General features: G+C 67.4%; 12 protein-coding genes. 4 read left to right on the forward strand and 8 right to left on the reverse strand.

Going from position 1 to position 14,512, the window contains the following annotated elements; genetic code table 11:
- Positions 1–449 precede the first annotated feature (449 nt).
- Entirely contained in the window at positions 450–1,577 is a 1,128-nt protein-coding gene (locus ACFFCN_RS16720) for a hypothetical protein (protein ID WP_375493484.1), read from the forward strand.
- 223 nt (positions 1,578–1,800) lie between these two features.
- The gene (locus tag ACFFCN_RS16725; protein WP_375493486.1) at positions 1,801–3,012 is read left to right on the forward strand and encodes a lanthionine synthetase LanC family protein; all 1,212 of its coding nucleotides are present in this window, start codon (positions 1,801–1,803) and stop codon (positions 3,010–3,012) included.
- Between the two features lie 327 nt (positions 3,013–3,339).
- Here ACFFCN_RS16725 and ACFFCN_RS16730 read toward each other — a convergent pair whose 3' ends face one another.
- The gene (locus ACFFCN_RS16730; protein WP_375493487.1) at positions 3,340–3,726 is read right to left on the reverse strand and encodes a GntR family transcriptional regulator; all 387 of its coding nucleotides are present in this window, start codon (positions 3,724–3,726) and stop codon (positions 3,340–3,342) included.
- Positions 3,723–4,574, reverse strand: a complete 852-nt coding sequence (locus ACFFCN_RS16735) for a hypothetical protein (RefSeq protein WP_375493488.1) — start codon at positions 4,572–4,574, stop codon at positions 3,723–3,725. The genes ACFFCN_RS16730 and ACFFCN_RS16735 overlap by 4 nt, the downstream gene beginning before the upstream one ends.
- Before the next feature lie 37 nt (positions 4,575–4,611).
- Between ACFFCN_RS16735 and ACFFCN_RS16740 the strand changes: the two genes are divergently transcribed.
- The gene (locus ACFFCN_RS16740; protein WP_375493490.1) at positions 4,612–5,124 is read left to right on the forward strand and encodes a hypothetical protein; all 513 of its coding nucleotides are present in this window, start codon (positions 4,612–4,614) and stop codon (positions 5,122–5,124) included.
- 406 nt (positions 5,125–5,530) lie between these two features.
- Here the strand turns inward: ACFFCN_RS16740 and ACFFCN_RS16745 are convergent, their stop codons facing one another.
- The 6 genes from ACFFCN_RS16745 to ACFFCN_RS16770 form a co-directional block, all read right to left on the reverse strand.
- On the reverse strand, positions 5,531–5,731 hold the full coding sequence (locus ACFFCN_RS16745) for a hypothetical protein (protein WP_375493491.1): 201 nt from the start codon (positions 5,729–5,731) through the stop codon (positions 5,531–5,533).
- 733 nt (positions 5,732–6,464) lie between these two features.
- Positions 6,465–6,989, reverse strand: a complete 525-nt coding sequence (locus ACFFCN_RS16750; RefSeq protein ID WP_375493493.1) for a hypothetical protein — start codon at positions 6,987–6,989, stop codon at positions 6,465–6,467.
- Positions 6,986–10,276: a bifunctional cytochrome P450/NADPH--P450 reductase gene (locus ACFFCN_RS16755; RefSeq protein ID WP_375493495.1), complete on the reverse strand. Its 3,291-nt coding sequence runs from the start codon at positions 10,274–10,276 to the stop codon at positions 6,986–6,988. Before ACFFCN_RS16755 ends, ACFFCN_RS16750 begins: the two co-directional genes overlap by 4 nt.
- A gap of 87 nt (positions 10,277–10,363) precedes the next feature.
- Positions 10,364–11,086, reverse strand: coding sequence for a hypothetical protein (locus ACFFCN_RS16760; RefSeq protein ID WP_375493496.1), 723 nt, complete (start codon positions 11,084–11,086; stop codon positions 10,364–10,366).
- Between the two features lie 109 nt (positions 11,087–11,195).
- Positions 11,196–11,882 carry a TetR family transcriptional regulator gene (locus ACFFCN_RS16765; RefSeq protein ID WP_375493497.1) on the reverse strand — a complete coding sequence of 229 codons (687 nt, stop codon included), beginning with the start codon at positions 11,880–11,882 and terminating at the stop codon, positions 11,196–11,198.
- Positions 11,883–12,088: 206 nt separating this feature from the next.
- The gene (locus ACFFCN_RS16770; protein WP_375493499.1) at positions 12,089–12,979 is read right to left on the reverse strand and encodes a DUF4185 domain-containing protein; all 891 of its coding nucleotides are present in this window, start codon (positions 12,977–12,979) and stop codon (positions 12,089–12,091) included.
- Positions 12,980–14,113: 1,134 nt separating this feature from the next.
- Between ACFFCN_RS16770 and ACFFCN_RS16775 the strand changes: the two genes are divergently transcribed.
- Positions 14,114–14,446: a hypothetical protein gene (locus ACFFCN_RS16775; RefSeq protein WP_375493500.1), complete on the forward strand. Its 333-nt coding sequence runs from the start codon at positions 14,114–14,116 to the stop codon at positions 14,444–14,446.
- The last annotated feature ends 66 nt before the right edge of the window (positions 14,447–14,512 follow it).

Here is a 14,512-nt window from a genome sequence, read left to right on the forward strand (position 1 = left end):
TGTTGCGGGACGCGGTCGCCGCGGTCATATGGCAAGCGTTTAGGAAGGTTCATGTTTCGGGGTGCGAAGCAAGAGCTGGCTGGCCAGCCCAAAGCTGTAGGCGTGTTCCCTTAAGCTGATTCGAAGGTAGCCCGCTGCGAGACCCGTCGAGGTCTCGAAACCTGTCGAGTCGGCGGTGCTTCAAGATGGTTGTGCGTTGGTTTCGACCCGCTCGAATCGTTGCGAGCGGTGACGTTGTTTGGCTGGTAGACGAATCGCGGCCGGCTGCCGTCGCGGTCCGAGACAGTGAGCTCGACCTGTGCCTGTGGGCCGGCGACGCTTCGCCCGAACACGGCACTCGTGCCGAACCTGATGGGGTTGGCGGCATCGTCGTCCAAGACGTATCGAAGTTGACTTGGGTCGGTCCACGGGCGGGTTCGGCACCGGTCCGTTCGGACGAACTGTTACTGGTGGCCGCCGACGACGAGTTCGCGTGGCTGGCCGATGGCGGCACCCCGGAGTACCAGATCCCGGGCGCACCAGATTCGCCGGTCGCGGCGGACAAATTAGCTGAGAACAGTTCTGATGCCACGCCCGGCGGTCGCCTCGTCGTCGTGACTCGAGATGGTCGCAGGACACAGATCGATACCGATTTGCCCGTGCGAGGCGTCGAGGTTGACGGCGACGATGTCGTGGTGATCTTCGCGGAACGGCCGGTGGCGCACGAGCGCAATCACGGCTGGACGATGCAGTATCCGACCTCAACGCTGCGCTCGACCAAGGCGCAGATATTGAGCGGCTCCCTGAACGGGTCATCGAAAAAACGCCTAGACACGCCGGACTTCGACCCCGACGACACGTTCGACCTCCTCGGCCCCGAAAGCACTGCGCGGTGGGCATGGCTCAAGACCGACCCGCATGTCGTGCTGCGCCATGGTGTCCGGGCCGCAGAGGTGATCTGGTGGGTGGGCGCGGATAGTGAAGGGGACTCAATCAATCGTCGCGTCCTTGTGCGAGGACACGACCCGGCGAGCGGTCAAGTCGTGATCGCGCTCGACGCCGGCCTCGGTCTTGTCGGTGCGGTTCGTGCCGTCGGCGACGAGTTGTGGATAGTCGTGGCGCGGCAGCGGCTACTTCGCGTGCCAAACAGTCGCGGCGTTGAGGTCATCGCAGTCTCCCGGAACGGAAGCGTCAGGACCGTGTACGCACCGGATACAATCGACGTCTCCACAACCCAGCCGAAGTTAGGCACTCGCCCGAGCGAGACCCAGATCCAGGCTGCAGTCGCCGCAATACGCTCGCAATTCGACCACGTCGAGAGCTACTGGCACGACGAAGACGGCAACTCGTACCCACTAGCGGACGGCATCACCGAGCCCAATGTCGACGTGCGCGGCGAGTGGCCGCACACCACGGTCGCCGTCAGCCTGCGCCACCCATCGCGGCCCGGTCTAGTGCTGCGCAGAACCTTCGCGGTATTCAACGAGCGCGGCCAGGCCGTCGAGCACGAATACGCCGACATCTACCTGATGGAAGACCTCGACACGGGCTATCTGACACCGGCTTCAGAGGCCGTGGACGGAGTACTTACGACCTGACCACCTAAAGCGGACACGCAGCGCTTCCGTAGGGGATCCGCTTTCGGGCCGAGCCTGCCCGAGGACGCGTCGCCGTCGGCCGGACGTCGACAGCGCGCGCTGGCGGGTCGACTTACGGGCGGCGGCCGGGGAACTGCCTTCTAACCGAACTCGCGGCCGTGCCTAGATGTCCCGGTTGCGGTGGAACTAGTCGCTGGCCGCACGGAAGTCGTACGGTGCTGCGATGCAGGTCGTCGATGATCTCGGCCGCGGGGACGCCGTGGAGGCTTTGGCGCGCGGGGCGGTCGAGTGGATGGTCGAGGCCTCCTCGGCTAGTGAGCTCGACGTTTCGCTCTACTACGGGTGGTCCGGTGTGCTGGTGGCGCTGGTTGAGGCCGCCGACCATTTCGGCGAGCCGCGTTACGCCGACGCGGCGCAGCGAGCAGCCGACGTTGTGGCCGCTCAAGTCGAGGTCGCCGACGACTATTCGCTGTACTTCGGATTGGCGGGGATGCCGGGGGCGTTGCAGGTGGCCGGACGTGGCCGGGCGGCCGGGCGCGCGCTCGAGCGGGTTCGAATGGGCTTCGACGGCGTGCGCTGGAACGAGATGTTCGAACTGTTGGCGGCCAACGCCGGGATCGGACTCGGCGTGCTGTGGTCGGGCGATGTCGAGCTGGCCGTCATGGCGGTGAACCCGTACGCCGCGACGGCGGATCGGACGACGGGTGGGGTGAACTGGCCGGTTCGGCCGTCACCGCCGCGCTCGCACCAGCTTGCGCACGGGACATTGGGCATTGTCTATGCGCTGGCCGCTGTCGGACATGCCGCAGGTCGCGACGACCTCATCGAGCTGGCCCTCGCGGGCGCAAGGGACGTGATCAGCCGCAACGAGGCGGGCCCGGAGGGTTTCCTGGTGCCGCACTCAGACCCACCGCACCGGCCGGAGTTGATCGAGCGGTACAGCTTCGGATGGTGCAACGGCCCGGCGGGCGACGCACAGGTCTTCCGACTGCTGGCGATCGTCACCGGCGACACGATGTGGGCCGGGCTGGCAGACGCGTGCTGGCACACGGTGACGACATCGGGGCTACCAGGCCGCCTGCGGCCCGGTTTTTGGGACAACGACGGCCGCTGCTGCGGCACTGCGGGTGTGTTGGCGCTGGCGTGCGACCGCATCGTCGAACGCGGGGACGACTTCAGCTTCGCCAGTGTCCTCGTCGAAGCCCTCGCCGACCACGCCGCGACCGACACGTTCGGCTCGCGGTGGTCGAACGTCGAGCATCGGGCGTCACAGCCCGATCTACCGCCCCAGCCTGGTTGGGCGATGGGCAACGCCGGCATCGTCCGCGAACTGTTGCGTTACGTCCGCGTCCGCCGCGGCGGCTCCGCCGAGTACGCGGTCCAGTGGCCCGACCACCCCGACGCTCGCTGCCTCCCAGGAAGCCTGTCGAAGTGACGTGTTCCGACTCCCTGGTGACCGATCTCAAAGGTGGATCGGCGTGGGGACGCACTAGCGATCGATATGCAGGACGCACTGATCGATCCTCGTGCGCGGCAGAAGGCGACCAAACGCGAAGCAGCTACGTAGAGCGGCCACGCATACCGTCTCTTGCCCGGGTCGTTCGAGTGCATCGCGGATGTCGACGACCTCGTACCTGGCAGCATCGGACCCGGGGACCCCGGCGGGCCACCTCGAGGCAGCCTGCCGACCGTTGAGCCAACGCCGCCGGCGCTCAGACACCTGGACGGCGACGGTTTGGTCGTCGATTCACCGGGCGCAGGCTTAAGCCTGTCGGCCGCTCAGCTGGTCGAGTTCGTGCGCGAGAGCCCGCACCGCGTCGTCGCGATTAACCCTCAAGGCCGCGACTGTCACGGCATAGTCGTGCGCGGCCGCTGCCAACAGGCTGGTCGTCTCTCGCCGCGACGGCTTCGCGCGTTCGGCAACGGTCGTTCCGTGCCGCACCCGGCTGGCCACGACCCCCGCGGCTTCGAGTTCGCGGTACGCGCGGGCCACGGTGCCCGGCGCGAGGCCCAGGTCGCCCGCCAGTTGCCGGATGGTAGGTAGCCGCGCTCCCGGCGCTAGGGCTCCGGTGTCGGCAAGGCCCGTCACTTGAGCCCGGATCTGCTCGTACGGCGGGACAGGGGAAGAGGTGTCGACGTCGAGGATCACGCAACACCCGCGCGCACGCCAACCGGGAAGGACCGCCGCGCTCCGAACGGCGAGGTCGCCGCGAGCCACCCGAGGAATGGCACGACTATCGAGCCGAGTAGCGCCGCGAGCGGGCTGTAGACGCCCAGCCCGCTGCCCGACATCAAGACCACACTCAACCCGAACGCCGCCAGCATGCCGTTGAGCGCCAGCGTGCACCCAGTCAATACGTGCAGCGACCTGCTACGCAGAGCGTCGTCGGCGGCGAGCACGTCCGGCGCGGCCGGTGACTGCGGGCGGTTGACGACGCGTCGTGCGACGACGCCGCAGATTGGCGTCGCGAGCAGTGCGGCGGCCAGCACCGCGAGCGAGGGCGCCGCGACGCCGAGCCGGATGATGGCGAAAAGGGCGGCCGCGATCGCGATGACCCAGAGCACGGCAGTTACGGTTGCGAACCAACGTGGGATGTAGTCGCGCAGCCGCCGGGCTGCCAGAGACGCCGTCCGACGTGGGCCGGCGTGTCGCTGCGATTCGACCCGCCACTCCGCGACCAGCGCACCGACGAACCAGCCGATCAGCGCGCCGGGGCCGATGATGCTCGCGCCGACGTGCCAGGCACCGTGCTGGGTGAACGTGCACGCGTCCTCGATCACGACGCCGGCCACAAAGCCGCAGACGCGCCATCGCCGCACCGTAGCCAGATAGTTGACGACCGTGATGGCGTTCTCCGGTGTGATGGGGAGCTGCTGACGGCGGGCGAACCGCTCAAGCCGGGCCCGGGTGACATCGCGCAACATGACGGCCAGCAGCACAACGGCGACAGCAGCGGGCAGGGCGGCCTCGGCGATTGCATGCGCAACGGATGGCATGCGTTGCAATGTACCAATGTTCTGCTACATTGCAACTATGTTCGTCTCGGATGATGTCTGGCGAAGCATCGACACCACGTCCGCCCGAGTACCGCGCCCGGTGCGCATCCGGATGGCCGGCGTTGTGGCCGCCGCCGCAGTACTAATCGGCGCGGTGCTTTACGCGGGCGCGTCCGGCCTGCTCATCCATCGCCTGGCGGTCACGTCAGTAAGCACCGACGGCGAGGACTCCACTTGCACGCAGGTCGTCACCGTCGCCAACCGTGGTTGGTTCGCCGAGCATGTCGGCAGCCAGAGACTCCTCCCTGACGCAACGGGTGCGCGACTCGTCCGCCCGCTCGCCCGCACTATCCCGTCCGGCGGACACGGCACCCTGCGGTTGTCACTCGACGCTGCATTCTGCCGGCACGTCGAGTTCGCGAACACGAGCCGGGCCGCAGTGGGCGCGCCGCGCCTGATCCTGCACCTACACCGGCCGTGGGGCACGAGCTCAGACACCCTCATGCTTCGCCAGCCGCACGACCAGGATGGCCTTACCGTCAATTGGTAACCGGTTGCGCGATTGTCGACGGTTTCGAGTGGGGCTCACGGCGGATCTCGGCCTTACACCACCGTCGGACCGGGTTCCACTCCCGGCCTTCCAGGTGATACCCCTGGCGACCTACGACAGTGGCTCGATGCGGGGCGCGTTGATCTACAACGACACCTTCTGGGCTCACGACAGCGTCGGGCTACGCAACGACTGACAACTTGCTACACCTCAGGGACGAGACGCTGGGTAGGACCGGCGATCGAATTGGGCCCGACCTCTCGATCGTCTGGCGCGATGACCATCGCTCACCGCTGCTTACCCGCGCCGGTGCCCGCAGGCGGATCCTGTTGCGGGATTGCGCCTACGCGCCGGCTCATGGTCGTGGTGACACGGCGCGTGGCGTAATTCTGCTGCCGTTCCAGGACTAGATCGGTGCGGCAGAGATGGCCACGTTGTAGGTCATGCATGTGCCGTCGGCGAGGGTGCACTCAAGGGTGGCGGTCACCGCATCGTCTGGTCCACCCGAGGTGGCGATCACTCGGTACTCGTTGCCGCCGCGGCCCAGCGCGTTGATGAGGTCGCGGGCGACGATGCTGGGGCTGTGAGCGGGTAGGGCTGGGGTCATCGCGGTGCGGTCGGCCCGCGGCGGATGCGTTTGGTGACCGGTGCACCGCATCCGACGCACTGGCCGGTTTCGAGCACTCGGTCATGGCCGTCGAGCGCGCAGATAAGTCGGTGCAACCGATCGCGCAACGTCAGATGCTGTTTCTCTAGCGGCACACCAGCCCCCAGGATGGTCCGAGTGGCCGGGGCTCGTACGGCGCGCTGATGCGCCGCGACGTTCGGATCGGTGCGGTATGGAGTGATCGTCTACGTTCCTCGCTGGTCACGATGCTAACCCCACGCGTCTTGGACAGCGACGCAGAATTTCCCCGCTCCGGCAGCGCTGCCGCCGCCAGAGCTGCGAGCAACCCGCGCCTCGACCAGCAGGCCAAGTTCATCCCGTCCGGCGTCGGCATGCTTGACGGGGTGAATATCGCGGGGCGGTCTGAGTCGTCTCACCGCGCGGAACATGACGTGTCGCGTGAAGGGGCACATGAGCTATCTCCGATGAGGTGTCGAAGAAGGGGCAGGCTTGCGGGCGTCGTGGTCAGCGCGGTGATGCGCCGGTTTCGCTGCACGGGCCGTCGGTGCGTGCTGCGCGTTCGATGCGGCGCGTTCGATGCGCCGCAGTGAGCGGTCCAGCTCGGCGAGGGCGACGTGCATCCGCTTGTTCCGCTGAGCGGTGGTCGTTGGGGTGTAGCGGTGATAGATGACCGCCGGTGTTCTTGTCTGCCGGGCAAGTGGCAGCACTGCGCTCATCGAACGATCACCAGCACGGCTGCTCCAAAGGCCACCAGTAGCGTCACCCGGGCGATCGCGCGATATGCCGGACGGCCTTGCGCGCCGGAAGCGGCGGCGCGGCCTACCTTGACCAACTTGGCTAGCTTGATCGAGTCCAGCAAGGTCAGCGCGGGAGCCAACTCCACGAGCATCAGCTCGGGTAACAGCGCGGGCCACAGCGGGCATGCGACGGCGAGGATGGTCAGGTCGAGCGTGTGCTCGGTGGCCCACCGCGCGCGATCGGTGACAGCCTGGAGCTGGCAGGTCGTCACGACGCCGAAGATGACCCAGGACGAGCCGTCCAGCGCGGCGCCGGTGATGGCAGCGCCGGTTGACAGCGGTAACGCCTGCAGCACGACACCGGCGACGGCTAGCAGGCAGGCAACGAGGATCGCGTGCTCGCGCCGGCCGGCCCTTGTCCCTGTCAGTGCCAGCTTGCGGGGTTTCGGTGTCGCTCGTTGCGTTCGCTCGGTGACTGCGACCGGGGAGATGACGGTCATAGCGCGGCCGCTTTGTCGCTCCAGATGTCTTCGAGGTAGCGCTCGCTCGAGCGCAGTTGCGCCAGCCAATGTTCGGCTTCGGTGTCGTCGCAGCCGGTGCGTGCGCGGCACATGTCGGTCAACGCAGCCCGTACGCCGGGGGCCATCGTGTTGGCGTTGCCGCAGACATAGATCACGCCGCCCTGGGCGAGTAGATCCCAGATCTTTTTCTGCTCGCGCTCGACGAGGTGCTGGACGTAGCGGCGGCCGGCGTCGGGTCGGCGGGAGAAGGCGACCGCGAGCTCGGTGACGCCGGTGTTTTCAAACTCGTGCAGCTCGTCGGCGTAGAGGTAGTCGATCTCCTCGCTGCGGCAGCCGAACAGGAACATTGCCGGACCCACCGGTACGCCCTGTCGCGCCATGGCTGCCCGGTCCTGCAGGAAGCCGCGGAACGGGGCCATCCCGGTACCTGCGGAGATCATGATGATCGGTGTGTGCGGGTTGGCTGGGGGGCGGAACGCGAGGGTGGGTTTGCGGACGAACACGAAGACGCTCTGGCCCGCGGTGCTGGACGCGAGGTAGTCGGAGGCGACGCCGCGGAAGGTGCCGTGCCCGTTGCGGGCCGGTGCGGCGAGGACGCCGACGGTGAGGTGGCAGCTGTCGGTCGCCGTGGGCGAGGACGAGATGGAGTAGTAGCGGGGGCGCATCGGCGGCAGCAGATCCAGGTACTGCTCGAACGGCAACTGGCAACTCGGGTACCTGGTAAGCAGGTCGAGCACGGACGCACCGGGTACCGCGACGTTCTCCTGGTAGGCGGTGCGGCCGGCGTCGTCGAGCCCGGCCATCGTCAACAGTTCACTGCGCTCCAGCGGGTCGCGGGCATACCGGGCGAGGACGTTGAGGTGATCGCGGTTGGCGATGTCTTGCAGCTCGACGCAGCTGCCCAAGATCCCGACGAGCGGTGTCGGCTCGTTCAACGGCAGGTGGGTGCACGTCCCCGCCGTCGCGGTGATCGTCAGGTAGGTGGCGGCGTCGAGGTGAAAGTGGTCGAGCACTCGGCGGACCAGGTCGGGGTCGTTGCGCGGCAGCACGCCGAGGTGGTCACCGGTGGCGTAGTCCAGGCCTGGCGGCAGCTGCAGTTCCAGGTGCCGCGTGGAGCGTTTCGCCGGCCCGGCCCCGCTGAGGTGGCACAGCTCGCGGTTCACGGTGACGGTCGCGGGCACGGCGCGGTAAGACATCACCACCGGGTTGGTCGCTTGCCGGTTGACCACGCTGAGCTGCAGTCGCGGTTCGGTGGTCGTCTCGACCTCGGCTGCAGAGGCGGGAAGGTCCAGCTGCTGCGCGAGTGCGGACCACAGGCCTACGTGCCAGGTGTGGTACTGGCCGTCGAAGTCGGATCGGGCGTCGCCCGCGCCGCGGGGATGCGCGCGCTGGGCGCCGTGCCGTGCTAATTGCGTGTCGATCAGGGTGGGGACGGCCTGATAGGTGGACGCCCAGTCCATGTTTCCGCAGCCGAAGACAGCGAACGCGACGCCGGCTGCCGCGTCGGCGGCCGTGTCCGTGGCGGTGATCCACTCGCAGAATCGTTCGGCGTTGTCCGGGGGAGTGCCGTTGTACGAGGCGCAGATCGCGACGAGCGCACCGGTGTGCGGTAAGGCGCCGGCGTAGTCGTTGAGCGCGCCGAGGGTGACCGCGTAGCCGCGGTCGGCGCCCTCTTGGGCGATCTTGGCGGCGATGCCCTCGGCGGTGCCGAGGTTTGACCCGAAGAGCACGAGCAGCGGGGTGCCGTGGCCGTCCACCACGGTGCGGACGGGCCGGGTCGTTGGCTGCGGCGTGGCGGGCTGCGGCGTGGCGGGCGCGGCGGTGAGCGGTTGCCCCGTGATGCCGGTGGTGCGGCCCGGGCGGGCGCGCACGGTGATGCTCAACCCGTCCGGCTTGATGGTCAGGCTTTCCTTGATTTCCAGTTGGTAGTCGAGGTGGTCGACCAACTCGAAGCGTTGTAGCACCATGCCGAGCACGAGGACGGCTTCCTGCATGGCGAACTGGCGCCCGATGCAGGCGCGCTGGCCGGACCCGAACGGCTTGAACGCGTTTGGCGGCAGAGCAGCTCGCGCCTCGGGCAGAAAGTGGTCGGGGTCGAACTGGTCGGCGTTGGTGCCCCAGATCTCCGGGATGCGGTGCAGCATCGGGGTCAGCGCGGTCACCGAGGATCCCTGGGGCAGCCGGTATCCACCGACAGTGTCGTCGGCCAGGGGGTAGCGGGTGAAGGCCGACGCCGTCGGCCACAGTCGCAGCGTTTCGTTAAGGATCTGGGTGAGGTAGGTCAGACCTTGGATCTGCGCGAAGCTGGGCGCGACGGCCAGGTCGGTGCCCAGGACGCGGTCGACTTCGTCCTGGGCGCGCAGCAGCACGTCAGGGTGTTTGATCAGGAATGCGACGGCGAACGACAGCAGGCCGCTGGTCGTCTCGTGGCCGGCGACGAGGAAGGTGATGCACTGGGCGATGATGTTGTCGTCACTCAGGTGTTCGCCGCTGCGCTTGTCGACTCCGTGCAGCATGCAGCTGAGCAGGTCCTGGTGTTCGGCTGCGTCGCCGGAGCGGCGGCGCTCGGCGATGATGCGCGCGACCTCAAGTTCCATGTGGCGGTTGTTGGCCTCCAGTGTGTGCTGCGCTCGGCGGCGCAGCCGGGTCTGGAACGGCAGCTGGCGGCTGCGTTTTTGTGTCTCGCCGAGCACGGCCATCATCGCTTCGATGAAGGGGTGCTGGGAGTCGCGGTAGAAGGAGTTGAATCGGTAGCCGAACCCGCACAGGGCGATGGTGTCCAGGGTGAGTCGGGTCATGTCGCCGGTGACGTCGACCGGTTCGCCGGGGTTCAGTCTCGCCCACTTGTGCACCAGTTGGCTGGCGATGTCGTGCATCATTGGCAGGTAGCCGCGCATCGCCTGGGTGCTGAAGTTGGGCAGCAGGATGTTGTGCGCCTTGCGCCAGTCCGGATCGTCGGTGTCGGCGGTGAACAGCCCGTTGCTGGGCCGTGAATCGCGCAGCGCCTTCTGTGCGTCACCGACGAGCTTGTCGAAGCGGGAGTCGTCGCACAGGTCGTCGATCATCTCCAGGCCCGAGACGATATACCGGTCTCCGATTGGGGTCCGTAGCCGCACGATCGGCCCGTGTTCACGGACCAGCTCCATCAGGGTCTCGATCGTGCGGTCGGCGGGAACGTCGAACATGTTGCCGAGCAGCGGCAGCCCGCGTGGTCCGGGTATGTCGTCGACGCTCAACGTCGAACCGCTGCGGTGATGCGTAGTCATGAAGCTCTCCAGTCGATGAGGGGTGTACGTCTGCAGGCCGGCGACGCCCCCCGTGGCGTGCCGCTGTTCGGGCAGTGAGTCGGGCCGTCAGTCGACGAGCGTGTGTGCGCGCTGCTCGTCGGGTGTGCGGGTTCGGATGACGACGAGCACGCCGATCAGCACGGCCCAGCAGGGGAGGAGCAGCACGACTGCAGGGTTCAGCGTCGTGCTGATCAACATCACGGTCGCGGCGAGGTAGCTGAGCACCGCAACCCATCTCGGCATCAGCGTGGCGCGTAGCAGCAAGGTGGTGCTAGTGATCACGAACATGCCGGCGCCGCGCACCGAGTAGACGAAGACCATGCCGTAACCGATGGCGAGCAGTGCTCGCGTGACGTCGACCGGTGGCAGTGCGGTGCTGCCGAGTTCTGTGAGCAGCGCGACGCCGCCGGCGGTTGCGGTGCCGGTGAACAGCAGTACGACGAAGACGACCCCACCCAGCAGCTGCAGGGCGTAGGGCATCGATCCCGACGTCACTGTCCGGTTACTGATGAGCTGGCGAAGCGCCGTCATGTTCCACAAGAACGCGATGCCGGCGAACGGCACCAGGTAGAGCCCGGTCGTCACCAACGCCGTGCTGCCGTGGTCATAGAACGCGGTGAAGGCGGCCGCCAAATCGGTCAGGTGCGGCGAGGAGTCGACGAGCAACAGCGCCAACACGAAGGTGACACTGAAGATCAACGACGTCAGGGCGACGAGCCGGGCGTGCCGTTGCGTGCCGTTGTCGCTCGATGCGTGGCTGACCGGCCGGGGGGCCGTGGATTGGACCATGGGATTGCTCTCTGTGACCGGGCCCGTGCGTCGCCGAGCTCCCGGATATCTGTCAGTGCTGACACAATCCCATAAAGTGTCAGTGATGACAAGTTCGCGGCCGAGCGTGTCAGCGTGGGTTGGGCGACGCTGTCTCGAGCGATTCGAAGGCCTGGTCGAGCAGTTGCGCGAGGCTTGGCCGATCGGCGATGTCATCGCGGCGCAACTGCAGGTCGTAGAGCATGGCGCTGCGAAATGCCGCGACCGCCTCGCGGGCGAGGACCTCCGCGCGGAAGCGCGGGTCGATGCGGCGCCGGCCACGCGCGGCTGGCTGTGGTGCAGCCGTCAGCCGCTGGGCGATGACGTCGGCGAGGTCGGCCTCCATCTTCAACATGACGGTGCGGCCGGACAGCCCGACCCGCTCCGCCGGCGGAGCCTCCGCCCAAAGCGCGAACGGGCTCGCAGCGTCGAGACGCGTGAGTGCAGACATGACGGTGGTCAGCGCGCGGCGCAGCGCGACGAGCGGCGGTTCCTTCGCCGGGCGCGCGAGCACGACCTGCGCGAAGGCCGGCAGCCACGCGAAGGCGTCGTCGACCATTAGGTCTTCCTTGCTGCGGAAGTAGCGGAAGAAGGTCCGCTCGGTGACGCCCGCGGCGTCGGCGATGTCGCGCACCGTGGTGGCTGGGACCCCTCGCTCGGCGAACAGTCGGTCAGCCGCCTCCTGCAACGCCGTGCGAGTCGCCAGCTTGTGGGCTTCCCGGCGGCCGAGCTCAGGTGCCGGCGCCGCACTGCTGTCTTCGTCGGATACAGCAGCCATGGTCTCCCGACGTCCCGGTCGGTGGTTCGACGCCAAAACCCCTCCTCGCATCGTGCCGGGCATCGACGGCACGAGCACCGTCACCGCTCATACCGCAAGCTGTCACCCCTGACAGTTTACCTGGCAACCGGAAAGCGGCCGCACGCGCCGATACACGCCGGCCCAATCTCCTCGGCGCCGACCTCCAAAGCGCCTGTGTGCACGAATCAGGGTCGCTTGGTTTCGACGAAGCGCGGGACGCCCAACGATGGTTCCGCGCCCAGTCTCGCGAGGTCGGTCGTGTTTCGCGATACCGACACGAGTAATCCGCCGTCGGCCATCGTGATCTCAGGATGCGCGAGCGGCGCGTATTGCAGCTCGCCCGAGGGGTAGTCGCTGGGGGCGGAGAATGCCTCGTGCGGAGTGAAGGGCCCGGTCGGTGAGCTGCCCCGCCAGACGTAAGCGAAGTCGCCGAGGTCGCCGTCGCGTTTGGACACGACGACGTAGTCGGACGACGCGAGCCGGTCGACCGACAGTGTCTGGCTGACGCCGTGATCGGCAGCCAACACCGGTCGGGCGCGCGATGCCTTCGCCTGCCATGTCGACCCGTCCCAGAACCTGAACCCGGTTGGATCGCGCGGTGTGTCGATCGGGACGCGACAGACAAGCAGCTCACGGCCGAAGACCCCCTTCTCACCGGTCGACCGCGAGCCGTACACATAGATCCACTTGCCGGTTGTGAACGCGGCGGCACCCCAGTTGATCTGCGTGCCGCTGGGGTTGTCCGGAGTTATGGGTGTGATGCCGCGCAACTGCGGCACCCCGTCGCTTGCCACGTCGAACGTTGCCGCTGAGGTGCCCAGAAACGTGAAGTCCAGGCCGCCGCCGGAAGTGCCGCGGCGGATGCGCGCACAGAGCACGACGAGGCGGTCCGTCGAACCCCTCAACACGACTACCGACATCGGCCAGTACGCCAGGTGATCGCCCGGGTCAGGAATCACCGGACCGTCTCGTGGCTCGATCACCTGCGAAACGCAGGCCCCCGCCGACACCAGCATCGAGTTCGACACCAGGCCCGGGGTGAGTCCAGAACGCAGGGTGTCGCCGAACAGCCACACGATCCGACCATCGGATAGCCGAGCGCTGGCGCCGATGTCGGCAGCGTTCCAGGCGGGCAAGCGCGCGTGGTCCAGGATCTCGCTTACCTGATTCGCCGACGCCAGGTCGCGTCGCGCGCCGGGTTTTGGACACGCGGGCCTGAGTGCCACGGAACTGACCGCCCGTCTGGCCGACGTCGCACCGACTGACGGTGCAGCACCGGTCGTCACCCTCGATGGAACACCGGTGTGCGCCGTTACCGCCGATGACGTGCACCCCGCGGTGACCAGCAAGGCAATAGCGATACCCGCCCAGTACCGCCCGCGCCGCCACAACCGCAGCTGTCGATACGGTGCACCGCGGGTCGCGCAAGCGGCCAAACGCCGTCCCACGTCACCAACCACGCACGGCAGCCTCAAGCATCCCGTCTGTGCGCAGGCTAAGACCGGCGAACAAAGCTCACGTCACGCCGGTCAGTCCGACGAGCGGTTCTCCATGCACGAAGCACGTTTCAGTCGCCGTCTCAACGGTCGGAGTTACCGACAGGGCCCCAGGGGCTGCCCGGCGGTGCGAACGAAGGTCTTGACGATGGCGACCGTGGATGCGACTCCGTTGGCTGCGCCATACACGTCGATCTCAGTCGACCGCGACCACCGCCGTCGCACCGCGCGGCTCCGGGCCGAAATTGACGTCCGGTCCTTGGGCTGAAGCGACGCACAACCCAGGCGGGTGGCTATTGCAGCGCGTTCAAACGCGGAGCACCTGACGGCGGATGCGCACTAACTGCTGCTCGCGTAAACGCCGAGCCCGAACTGATGTTGACGACCCTCCGGTTACGTGGCCGCGGCAGACCGCGGGCCGCCGGCCCCGTAGTCGCCGGTACGGCTGCCGCTCGAACAGCCCGCGGCCAGCAGGATCACGACGACACGCCAGCCAGCAATGTCGACACATCTTGCTGCGAAAACTGCTTATTCCGCCCCTCCCTAGCGTCTGCGCCTCCTGCCGACCACCGCATGGGACCGCATCGTCACGCCGTCGCGCACCTAAACGTCACGTCACGACGGCTCGATCGACGTTGAACCATCGGCAGACGCGTGCCCGCTCACGGCGCCCGCACCCCACCTTCACACCGTCGAAATCCGCAAGCGTTGAGAGTGGCCCTTCGCCACGGCGTCGCCTGCTCAACCGGGATCGTCGTCGAGGGTCTTACTTTGCGGGCAGGCGGCGCGGGCGACGACTTGCGTGCACTATCAATCGCAGCAGATGACTCTCGTCAAACGGTGAAGTCAAATGACGATCTGATGGAGCGCTTGATGCCCGGCTGGAAAGCGTACGGCGAGGACCTCGACGCTCGGGTCGCTGCCTCCTCTGAGGCGGAGGCGCAGCGTCGCGATTCAAAGGCGGCCGCCCTCTTGGCGTCGGAACCGAAAGCCGAGCTTGTCGAGCACTGGCGGCAACTCGGTGGGGATATCCCCAGCCCAATCTGAACAGCATTCGATCGAGCGGTGTACTGCGCGCGTTGCGACCCGGTCGCCAACGCGGTGCCCGCAAGC

The sequence above is a fragment of the uncultured Jatrophihabitans sp. genome (assembly GCF_964246335.1).
In the GTDB taxonomy this organism is placed as follows: domain Bacteria; phylum Actinomycetota; class Actinomycetes; order Mycobacteriales; family Jatrophihabitantaceae; genus Jatrophihabitans.

What these genes read in the sequence shown, in the direction of transcription:
- ACFFCN_RS16740 (WP_375493490.1), top strand. Translation starts at nt 4,612, where the DNA reads ATGTTCGTCTCGGATGATGTCTGGCGAAGCATCGACACCACGTCCGCC.
- ACFFCN_RS16760 (WP_375493496.1), bottom strand. Translation starts at nt 11,086, where the DNA reads ATGGTCCAATCCACGGCCCCCCGGCCGGTCAGCCACGCATCGAGCGAC.
- ACFFCN_RS16735 (WP_375493488.1), bottom strand. Translation starts at nt 4,574, where the DNA reads ATGCCATCCGTTGCGCATGCAATCGCCGAGGCCGCCCTGCCCGCTGCT.
- ACFFCN_RS16745 (WP_375493491.1), bottom strand. Translation starts at nt 5,731, where the DNA reads ATGACCCCAGCCCTACCCGCTCACAGCCCCAGCATCGTCGCCCGCGAC.
- ACFFCN_RS16725 (WP_375493486.1), top strand. Translation starts at nt 1,801, where the DNA reads ATGCAGGTCGTCGATGATCTCGGCCGCGGGGACGCCGTGGAGGCTTTG.
- ACFFCN_RS16765 (WP_375493497.1), bottom strand. Translation starts at nt 11,882, where the DNA reads ATGGCTGCTGTATCCGACGAAGACAGCAGTGCGGCGCCGGCACCTGAG.
- ACFFCN_RS16755 (WP_375493495.1), bottom strand. Translation starts at nt 10,276, where the DNA reads ATGACTACGCATCACCGCAGCGGTTCGACGTTGAGCGTCGACGACATA.
- ACFFCN_RS16750 (WP_375493493.1), bottom strand. Translation starts at nt 6,989, where the DNA reads ATGACCGTCATCTCCCCGGTCGCAGTCACCGAGCGAACGCAACGAGCG.